Consider the following 10,423-nt stretch of genomic DNA (forward strand, 5'->3'; position numbering starts at 1 on the left):
AAGTTGCCCTTGCTCGGTTAGCACATCCCCTAAATTCCCCCAAGCCAGAGGAAAATCTGGTTGCCGTTGGATGCACTGTCGATAAAAGGTGATAAGTTGCTCTAACTGCTCTGATTCAATCCAGGTGTACTGTAGGTCTACATAAGCTCGCTTAAAACAGGGGTCAAGCTCAATCGCTTTTTGATAAGACTCTATGGCTTCTTTGAATCGACTTTGCCCTCTGAGCAGTTGACCCAACTGATGATAATCTTTAGCGCTAGAGTTGGGATTACTATCGACTATTTGTCGATAATAGTTCATGGCTTGGTGATTTCGGGGATTATTCTCGACCGCCTGTTGATAAAATGCGATCGCATCTTCCATCTTTCCCTGGGATTGGAGTATCTCCCCGAGACGATAGTAAACTTGGAGTAAATTGGGCTTTAACTCAATCGCTTGTCGATAACAGGTTATGCCTTGGTCTGGTTTTCCCAGAGACCAGAGCCTGTTGCCCAACTTAACATGCTCCTCGGCTTTAGCCCAATTTGGCTCTAGGGTTAGAGCCTGATACCAACACTCCGTAGCCTCGTCCTGTTGACCAGTCTTAGCGAAAACCCGAGCCAAGTTACGGTAAGCTCCAGCAAATTTGGGGTCAATAGCGATCGCTTTTTCGTAACATGCGATCGCTTCGGGCCACTGTTGCTGTTGAGCATACAGACTCCCCCGATTAGCATGGTCTTTAGCCAACTTTAATTGAATTTTCACCACCTTGAGCTGGCCCTGGGTTTGGTCAACAGAATCGTGATCATGACCCGAAGATTGCTTGATATCCCTTGACATCGTTACCGTTAAGACGCTATTTTTTTAACAATCACTATGCGAGCCTGATGCAGAATCTCAAACTGACCCTTAACTGAATCTAGAAACCTATTAATCCCAATTTTAGGCGCTTCTTGTGGTTTAGCCGGATTGCTCCATCCATAGTTATTAACGATCATCAGCCCTCCCACCTTGAGTAGCTTCCAACAAAGTAAAGCATTTTGCTCAGCAATGGTAGCTTTGTGACGCCTGTCGCGAATGTTAGCTAAATCGTAGCAATTGCCATCAAGGGAATTAAGCAACTGCTCAGGTTTTCCCTCTAACCTAGTCACCTTTTCCGCTGCTCCAGTTTTAGCTATATTTCCAGCAAACTCTTCCTGAAAGTGTGGCGAAACACAAGTTAATCGAGCTGAAGAGTTAGTCAGGATTTTATCAAGTAACCAGCAAGCGGAATTGCCTTGAAAACTCCCAATTTCCAGACACTGAGCATCCGCGACACCAGCTAGGGGCTGCAAGTGTTTTTCCCAGACCGGAATTTTAAAGGTAAACCTATCCTGGGTGAATCGATAATCCTTCTGAGCACACTGATCCCAACCCCGCAATTGAGCAGCTTGTTGATAACAAGTGTAGGCTTCGGTCAACTCACCTTTTTTTACCAAAGCATCCCCGAGTTTAACATAAGTCCAGGGATAGTCACCCACTGTCGCAATGACCGCACGGCATGAGACAATCGCTTCATCCCACTTCTGCTGTTGAATCAACAGTTGGATCAGTTCCCGATAAGCTCCAGGAAAATTTGGATCAACCTCAATCGAGCGGCGAAATGCTGCAATCGCTGTGTCCACCATTCCTTGTTTGAGCCAAATCCCAGCAATTTTATAGTGGGCCTTAGCTTGATTTGGGTCAAGGTCGATTAACTGACGATAACATGCGATCGCATTCTCCCACTTCCCCTGGGCTATCAAACAGTCTCCTAACTCGTAGTAAGCTGCCCATAGGGTGGAGTCACGCTCAATCGCATTTTGGAAACAAGCAATGGCTCGATCCGGTTTACCCTGAGCCAGGAACGCTTTCCCTAGTTTATAATGTCCCTGAGCATTGGCTGATTTGGGTTTCAGGCTCAGAGTCTGATACCAACACTCAATTTCCTCGTCTTTTTTCCCCAGCTGAGAATAGATTTCTGCCAAACTCCAGTAAGCCTCAGCAAAATCTGGCTGGAGGCGTATAGCATGATAGTAGGATGCGATCGCTGCCTGCCACTGTTGTTGACTGCTGTATATATTTCCTATTTTAGCATAGACTTGCACTAAATTCGGTTTGTCATCGAACACTCTAGAGTGCCAGAAAATTGCATCATCAAACCGACCCATCCCTTGCAAGATATTGCCTAAAACTCGGCAAGTCGAGGCAAAATCAGGTCGATTTGGAGATGGACTTTCCAACGCTTGCTCACAAGCGGCAATTGCTTCAGTTAAGTAAGTGTACATGAGAGGGAACAGGGAACGGGGAACAGGGAAAAGGGAACAGGGAGCAGGGAGCAGGGAGCAGCGCTACTTGATTAACTTTTGCCTGTTGCCTTTCCTTCATAAAACATGTTCACAACTCAAATCAAGCATTCAGCGGTCAGTGGTCAGCGGTCAGCCCTTGGCCTTTGGCACCTCAAGTATCGCGGCACAGGCTTCTAGCAGTATCGTGGCACGCTGTGACCTAACCAATAGCCTATCAGCTGATTGCTGATTGCTGATTGCTGATTACTGACCTACTAAAGTATCTCAAAACCATCATCAGTTTTATTAATTTCAACATCCAAACCTGAACTCAATTGAGCAATGGTTTCCCCATCCACTTTTAGCTGACCAGTGATCGAGTCGTAAGTTACGATAGTCTGGTCATCAACCCCTGGAATCACGATCCGATCTTCTCCAGACTTAAACTCAGTAATAATATCCGGCTGATCGTCAAAGAACTCGAAGGTAAATGTATCCTCTCCAGGACCCCCGATCGCCACATCAGTGCCTGGTCCTATGATCAGGTTATCATCTCCTTCTCCACCCAGCACCACATCATCGCCTTCACCGCCAGTGATTTGGTCATCCCCTGCTTGCCCCAAGAGCACATCATTCCCGTCACCACCGCTAATCTCATCGTTTTGATTACCAGTCTGAATAATATCTAGACCATCGCTCCCCCTAATATTACTTCGTTCATCGTCTGGTCCTAAGATAACGAAGCCGTCTTCATCATTTGGGATAACTTCAAGATCTGGGTCAGCAAACATAGAAGACATCTACTATAACTCCTTCTTTATCCTAGTTGATATTACCACCTATCAACTATAATTTATTACAGATTTTTTCGCCACAAACAAGATTAGTTTTTTTGTATTCTCAAATAGTTAGTATTTCTACCGAAGATAGTGTGTATAAAAACGCGCTTATTGACCACTAGGTCTGATCGGACTGGTTATTTATCAAAAAACATTCTCTGAAAAACTAAAAGTCCCGCCCAATCGCCCAATAATTATTATTTATAGCAATTATTGCCTAAGATTGTTACACAGCAAGTTCGGTAGAGCCCAAATAGTTTTACTGAATCCATGGCATCCTTTGCCTCCTTATTGGTTATGCACCCTTGAGCATAGCTGATTTAGGCCAGTAATTTTCATTACTGAGTAAAGGGAATCTAGGTTAACTAATATATCTTCTGTTAGTGAGCTAGTATACATAAGTTTGCGAATCGGTTGACAGTCAAAATTCTCTCCTTTTACATAATAATGTTTTAGTCCCATTTGTTGGCTAATAATCCAGTAATCTGTTCTCACATAATTCGGTGAAACTAGTTCTATAATTTGAGTGCCAGGGCGACAAAATACCGTATTGGTCAGACCAGCGCCATGGGGAGCAACAATTGCTTTAACAGAAGCAAATAAAGCAACTTGTTCCTTCACAGATAGGCTTTCTAGGGCAATGGTAATAAAACCAAATTGGGATAGCAGCTCCTTGACCTCAGTTTCATTGATAACTTGTCGATGTCTGGCTTGCGCTCTAGAAATGTAGATCCGCTCTGGGTATCTTAATTCCAGAGTTTGCGGTAGAAACCTCTGTCTGAGAAAGTTAATAGTACCCTGCGGTACCCAATCAAAATGTCCGGGAAAGGAGGGTAAGACTAACTCCTGGGCTTGAATATGGGGGTAGCGATCGCTGGAGATAATTTTGTTAGCAGGAATGCCTAAGTAATTGAGGGTTTCTTGTTGAAAGGGTTGCTGTGGCGTATTGATCAAAAACCAATCAATCTTAAGGAAATCTATCCCACTGCGGCGCAGGATTTCAATTCTAGGCAGGACATCAAACATCCAGTGGTAGTAGCCATGTCCAGACAGTCCCGATAGAACCGCTACTGTGCCATCAATGTACTCTAAAGGCGGCATCTGATCCAGACTAAATATTCTATGGTTTCTGGGGTCGTAATGCTCACATCCAGGTAAATACCATGGGTAATTTCGAGAGAGGTCAGATAGCAAATAATCATCTGGAGTAATGATGGCGATGCTATGACAAATCTTCCAGTAACTGCTTTGGGGGGCAATCCAAGCCCGTCCTTTTGGGATAGTCGCCACAAAGACAGTAGGGGAATCCACAGAAAGTGTTTGCGGTGGCTGACACTGATAGACCCTCTTGCCGAGATGAATCGACTGAAACTGGTTACACAGTCGTCTCATACATCGATTACAGGTAACACCGCCACATTGAGGCTGGGACTGAGACTGGGACTGAGACTGGGACTGAGACTTGCTGCCTTCAACAGATATAGGAGCCAGGGCAGAAACTGGCGGCGCTACCATGGACATGGTGTTGATATCGTTTGGGAAACCATTGCCCTGGGAACAATGGTTCACAGAACCTTCAATTTCCCTCGATCCCGTATATTGCCAATCCTTGTCGATGGTTGACCAAGGTACCTCTATGTAGTAGCAGCCATGGCACTCTGTGTTTATATACCACTCTCTAGTCGCTTCATAAATGCCCTTGGTCGGGTGAGGGGGTTGGGAGGTAAGAGGCTTAGCACTATAGTTATCTTTCGGCTTAGCACTATAGTTATTTCTCGGCACGTTATCTATAGGCAAGACTCCGAGACTACCAAGGTTACCGCTCACCTTGCCCTCTTCTAAGTGCTGATGCCAGAGGGATTGGTAGTATTCAAGGGCTTGCTGGAACCGCTTTTGTTTGCTCAAGACTTGCCCTAACCGTAGATAAATCTGAGGATGAGCTGGTTGCAAGGCTAAACCCATGTGATAAGTCATCACTGCTGCATCCAGTCGCTGCTGCTCGGCTAAACAATCCCCTAAGCGTATATACAACTCAACCTGGTCTGGCTGAATCTGTAACGCTTTCTGGTAATACTTTTCCGCCTGCTTTGCTGCACCATACTCAAACAAGGTATCCCCTAAATACAAATAAGTCTGCCACAGATATAGGCAGACTTGGAAAGTATCTTCTTTGTTCCGTAGTGCCTCAAGAAATCCAGAACAATAAATTTGCGATCGCTCAAGTATGTCCTGGCCTGGTAAACCTTTAGCACGTTGGCAATAAGCCTCCACAAAAGCTGGTTGCAATGCGATCGCTTTTCGTAAATAGTCAAAGGCTAGGGCTAGTTTCCCCTGAGCCATCAAGGCGTTGGCGCATTCACTGTAGGTCAATATCTGTTCTGGATCCAGCCTCAGCAGCCTTTCAAAATACTGCACTGCTATCGGATAATTCCCCTTCTGTTGCCATAACCGACCCAGATTTAAGTAAGCTGATTTTAGCTCTGGGTTTAACTCAATCGCACTACTGTATGCCACCAGAGCTTGACCTGCCTTACCTTGTGCTTGCAGCACCTTACCCAGGTTATTATACAGAGTCCCACACTTAGGATTATGGTCGATACCTTGTTGGTCGATACCTTGTTGATAGACTGCCTTTGCTGCCTCGAATTGTTTTAGCTCAAAGAGAACACAGCCCAAGTTATTATAAGCGCTGAGGTAATCTGGCTGGTTGGTAATGGCTTGGCGATAACTGTTGCTGGCTTCCTCTAACTGACCCCGTTGACCATACAACACTCCTAGGTGATAGTGGGCTTTGGCATCCTTGGGGTTAAGTGCGATCGCTTGCTGATAGCTTTCTTTGGCAGCATCCCACTCCCACAGCTTGTGCCTCGTGATTCCTAGATTGTAATGGTACTCACCCTGATCCGGCTGTAGCCAAACCGCTTGTTGATAATGCCATGCTGCTGTTGTGAGCTCCTGGAGTTGACTATATAACTCACCTAGGCAAGCATGAGTTTGAGCTTGCTCCGGTTGGAGTTGCAGCGCTTTACTATAGGCATAAATTGCCTCCCTCCGCTTTTCCTGAGCAGCTAGGGCAAAGCCTAGTAAAACATTGAATTCCTCAGAATCAGGCTGCCGTCTCAAGGCTTGCCTACAAGAAGCAACGGCTTGACCCCATTGCTTGTTGGCTAAATAAGCCTTGACTTGTTGGTAACTTGGTTCAACCTTGATCATTAGGCAGCTATCGGGTTAGAACTAGCTTGGGCAGTTGACTGCTCCCACCGCTAAATCGAACGCGCCCCGCGTCGGCTAAGCCGGACGATTATAGCGGGGGATTCTTAAGAGCATAAAACTCTTACTGGTTGAGCCAAACAACCTCTAAACCCTCCGATACAATCATTGGGGTTACTTGTGTGCTTGCGAATTATATTTAGCGCTCCGTTGCAATCAGCGTTAATCAACCAACCTTTGCTAGTTCGGTATAATCCACGTTTGATTCTCTTACCACTGAACTTGTAGGATTTTGGGTTGTCAGCATTCCACACAGGCAATTCATCTTTATCCAAGCTAGATGCTTTACTGGTGTAAGATTCTTCCTGTTCGATCATTTCGATGCCATATCGTTGACAGAGGCTTTCCAGCTTGTCCTTGAATGTATATATCGGAATCTGGGTGAACTTTTGATTGTTTCGTTTCCCTAGATTGACCTTTTGTTTTAGGTCGGGGTTGTAACCAATAACAATCTTGCTGATCTTATTATTTCTGCACCAATCTACAACATACCGAGCTGCTTTGTTAGTGAAATCTCTGACTTTGTGATTCCGCTTTCTTAGTAACTTAGCCTGTCGATTCGTCAAGGCTTTAATGCCTTGTAAGTCTTTGATAGACTGAAGTTTGGAGTTGCGTTTATTGTACTGATTGTCAGACTTTATTCGCTTACCATCAATAATGAACGACTTTTGAGTAGTACTGACACATGTGGCAAAATTCTCAAGTCCTAAGTCGATACCTAAGATTTCGCCAGTCTGTTCGACCTGTTCTTCAGATTCATCCTCGTAACAATAACAAACATCAAAGTATCTTGCCCCATACTTAGGGATAATACGGATTTCTTTGACTGTTTTAGTTCTAAGTCTTTCAGGAACAGCAAACTGAACTGCCCCATGCTCTCGTTTGAATTTACAAGACATTGGAACAGTGAACAGCCAGTCTTTTCCTGGTAATTTTTCCCAGTCACGCTTCCTGATCGGGATAACTAAGAGAAAATGTCCATCTTTTGGGAGGTACTGTGGAAGTCTAATCTTTTCCTGATACCCTCCACTAGACTTAAGCTTTAACAACCCGAAGAAAGACTTGAAAGACCTATCAACAATCTTCAATGTTTGTTGCGCAATATCCGTCGGCAACAGTTTATAATTATCATTTTCTTTGGAATGATAATAATTCCTTTCGTATCGCAAATGTTTACGTTCTTGAAAGAAATACTGACGGACATTGTAGAGTCCCACGTTGAACATGTTCTTGCTCAAGTGACACATCTGCTTGAGAGCTAATATCTGCTGTTCGTCTAAACGCAGGTTATTAACTTGAGTTAGCATCCAGTCCTCCGCTAACAACATAGTTATTCTAGAGGAAATATTTAAAAAGTGCAAGTAATCTAGTCTCCAATTTCCAAGGGGCTGTGTGGGTCACCTGCGTCCGCACTTTATACGCCCCGTCTCCCGCTAACCCTACTGGTATAACGGGAGTCCCCTTGGAGTTTTTGATGGATAGTTGAACTGTCCCCCGCGTTCAGCCAGCATCGCGGTTTTCAGCCGTTAGAGTTGTGATTATTAACGTCTAGTTAAAACGAGTTCAGATAACCGTAACAAATAACACTAAATTGCTAACTGGTTATTAGGAATTTTTTAGTTGTCATTCCCTATTACTCATTACCTACACTACGAGATTACCTAGACCAGTATATAGCAGGAAACAAAAAAAGTTAATTTTCACAGTTTTAGAATTTTTTGTTGTTATTTTACATAATACTATTTCGCTATATTTTTTTTATAAACAAACTTCTTTTGCAAACTTTTTACATTGTGATCATTAAATCTTCATATCTGTTTCATAAAAATGGCTAATAACTATAGGGATCAGTGTAGGAATTCTGAGAATTTTTGTCCCGAAGTTCCCTGTTCCCTGTTCCCTGTTCCCTGTTCCCTGTTCCCTGTTCCCTTTGCTATATAAAGCTATAGCAGTGCTCAATGGGGTGATGGGAGGGTATGAAATGATACCACAAGTCAGTGTAATTATTCCCGCCTATAATTGCGATCGCTATATTACTGAAGCAGTGGAAAGTGTGCTGAATCAAGAAGCCTGTTCCTATGAGGTAGTGGTAATTGATGATGGTTCAACAGACCAGACTCGATCAGTGTTGCAACCCTATAGCGGACGCATTCGTTACATTTATCAAGAAAACCAAGGAGTCTCCCTTGCCCGCAACCATGGCATTAAATTAGCCTTGGGTGAATTTGTCGCATTCCTCGATGCCGATGACTTTTTCCTGCCAGGTAAGTTAGCTGCCCAGTTAGCAGTTTTTGAAGCACAACCCCATCTGGGAATTGTCCATAGTGGTTGGTATCGTGTCGATTCCCAGGGTAAGCTACTGATGACAGTGCGTCCATGGGAGAAAGTACCAGAATTAAACTTAGAAAGTTGGCTACTGTGGAAGCCAGTTCTGCCTAGTGCGATGATGTTCAGTCGCCATTGGCTAGAGTCCGTTGGCGGGTTTGACCCCAGGTTTCCACCCGCTGAAGATACAGAAATAGTGTTACGGTTAGCCCTCAAGGGTTGTCCTGCCGCTTGGTTGCGTCAGGTAACCGTAGGCTATCGGCAGCATCACCAAAGTGCTATGCACAAAGGATTGCCTCAAGCTCGCTCCCTGTCGGCAGCCATTGACAACTTCTTCCAACAGACTGATTTACCACAAGCAGTCCGTCTATTAGAAAATCAGGTGCGCTATGGAACCCTAGTATGGATTGCTTGGTATTTATATAATACAGGACATCCCAGGGAAATGATCAAGTATTTACAACAGGCTTGGGGCTATAGTCCTTATTTACCGATGGAGACAGTAGTACATTGGGCAGAGAATTTTGCCGAGTTTTCCAGGAATTGGGGCGGGGAGTTTGATGCTGATGGGTTGGGGAAGTCACCGGAGTGGCAGGAGTTGATGCAATGGGTGATGGCTCAGGCTAGAGAGACGATGTTGGTAGGTGGGTCTAGCTTGTACTAACTGAAACTACTGCATCAGTTGGTAATGGGTCATGGGTCATGGCTCGGGAGTAATTCTACTTAACTATTACTACTTAACTATTACTACTTAACTATTACCCATGAGCAACTGATGCTCCTGGACATTATATCAATTGCTTATATTGTGCTAGTTAAATGTGTATCAGCTTTGTAGCAATTGCGAAAAATCTTGCTACATAGTAATGACCCACTAAATCTCATCTTCCCATCTCTCCATTTCACAATTTTGCCATTTTGCCATCATCTGTAGGTGGAATCACTGAAATGCTTATGGTGATTACTTTCAAGGGTCAAACGTCAACAAAAGTTATACATAACATACAGAAGTTATACATTAACGCAAACCTGTTGGCAAACCGATAATTGCTACGCTGATTTCCCCGAAAAAAACCTAAACTCTTATTTATGGTTTATAAATATATTTATCAGCTTCACGGTGAGCGGATTTTGAAAAATCCAATTAACCAAAAAAAAATCTTAGTGATTAACCTGACTTCAAGCTTAGTCTTGAAGTTTTCATTTTTAAGTATTAAATTTTACCTATTTGGATTATTCCCATCAGCTTGATTTATCAAAGATATAATTCAGACAACAACACCTAATAAAAATGATAACTTTATTTATTGTTAAAAATAAATTTTTGGCCGCCCACCCAACCAGTATTCCTTGGATTAATGACTCCTACAACTGTCAAGCAACGGGAAGAGCTTGGGAACAGGGAGACTGTTGGGACTATGAACATTATCGCAACTGGTGATGGCGGGATTAATTTTTAAAAGACTATAGGTAAGCATATGCGCTACGCGCACGCTGCTTGAGGTGCCGTCAGCCGTGAGCTAAAAGCTCACGCTACTTGAGGTGCCGTCAGCTGAATGCTTACGTTCCCAGATCCGCTACTCCCTACTCCCTACTCCCTACTCCCTACTCCCTACTCCCTACTCCCTACTCCCTACTCCCTACTCCCTACTCCCTACTCCCTACTCCCTACTCCCTACTCCCTACTCCCTACTCCCTACTCCC

General features: G+C 44.0%; 7 protein-coding genes. 2 read left to right on the forward strand and 5 right to left on the reverse strand.

Annotated features, from left to right (window positions below):
* The 5 genes from F6K57_RS31110 to F6K57_RS31130 all read right to left on the reverse strand — a co-directional run.
* The coding region (locus F6K57_RS31110) for a tetratricopeptide repeat protein (protein ID WP_293072007.1) at positions 1-819 on the reverse strand (819 nt) is incomplete at its 3' end.
* Positions 820-827: 8 nt separating this feature from the next.
* Positions 828-2,285: a tetratricopeptide repeat protein gene (locus F6K57_RS31115; protein ID WP_293072008.1), complete on the reverse strand. Its 1,458-nt coding sequence runs from the start codon at positions 2,283-2,285 to the stop codon at positions 828-830.
* Positions 2,286-2,560: 275 nt separating this feature from the next.
* Complete coding sequence (locus F6K57_RS31120) at positions 2,561-3,085, reverse strand: hypothetical protein (protein WP_293025465.1); 525 nt, start codon at positions 3,083-3,085, stop codon at positions 2,561-2,563.
* 327 nt (positions 3,086-3,412) lie between these two features.
* Positions 3,413-6,337: a tetratricopeptide repeat protein gene (locus F6K57_RS31125; RefSeq protein ID WP_293072009.1), complete on the reverse strand. Its 2,925-nt coding sequence runs from the start codon at positions 6,335-6,337 to the stop codon at positions 3,413-3,415.
* A gap of 104 nt (positions 6,338-6,441) precedes the next feature.
* On the reverse strand, positions 6,442-7,701 hold the full coding sequence (locus tag F6K57_RS31130; protein ID WP_293072010.1) for a transposase: 1,260 nt from the start codon (positions 7,699-7,701) through the stop codon (positions 6,442-6,444).
* 659 nt (positions 7,702-8,360) lie between these two features.
* Between F6K57_RS31130 and F6K57_RS31135 the strand changes: the two genes are divergently transcribed.
* Both F6K57_RS31135 and F6K57_RS31140 read left to right on the forward strand, forming a co-directional pair.
* Positions 8,361-9,383: a glycosyltransferase gene (locus F6K57_RS31135; protein ID WP_293072011.1), complete on the forward strand. Its 1,023-nt coding sequence runs from the start codon at positions 8,361-8,363 to the stop codon at positions 9,381-9,383.
* Positions 9,384-10,010: 627 nt separating this feature from the next.
* Positions 10,011-10,160 (forward strand): hypothetical protein, encoded by a 150-nt coding sequence (locus F6K57_RS31140; protein ID WP_293029632.1) that lies wholly within the window; start codon positions 10,011-10,013, stop codon positions 10,158-10,160.
* Positions 10,161-10,423 lie beyond the last annotated feature (263 nt).

The sequence above is a fragment of the Moorena sp. SIO4A5 genome (genome assembly GCF_010672005.1).
Lineage (GTDB): Bacteria > Cyanobacteriota > Cyanobacteriia > Cyanobacteriales > Coleofasciculaceae > Moorena.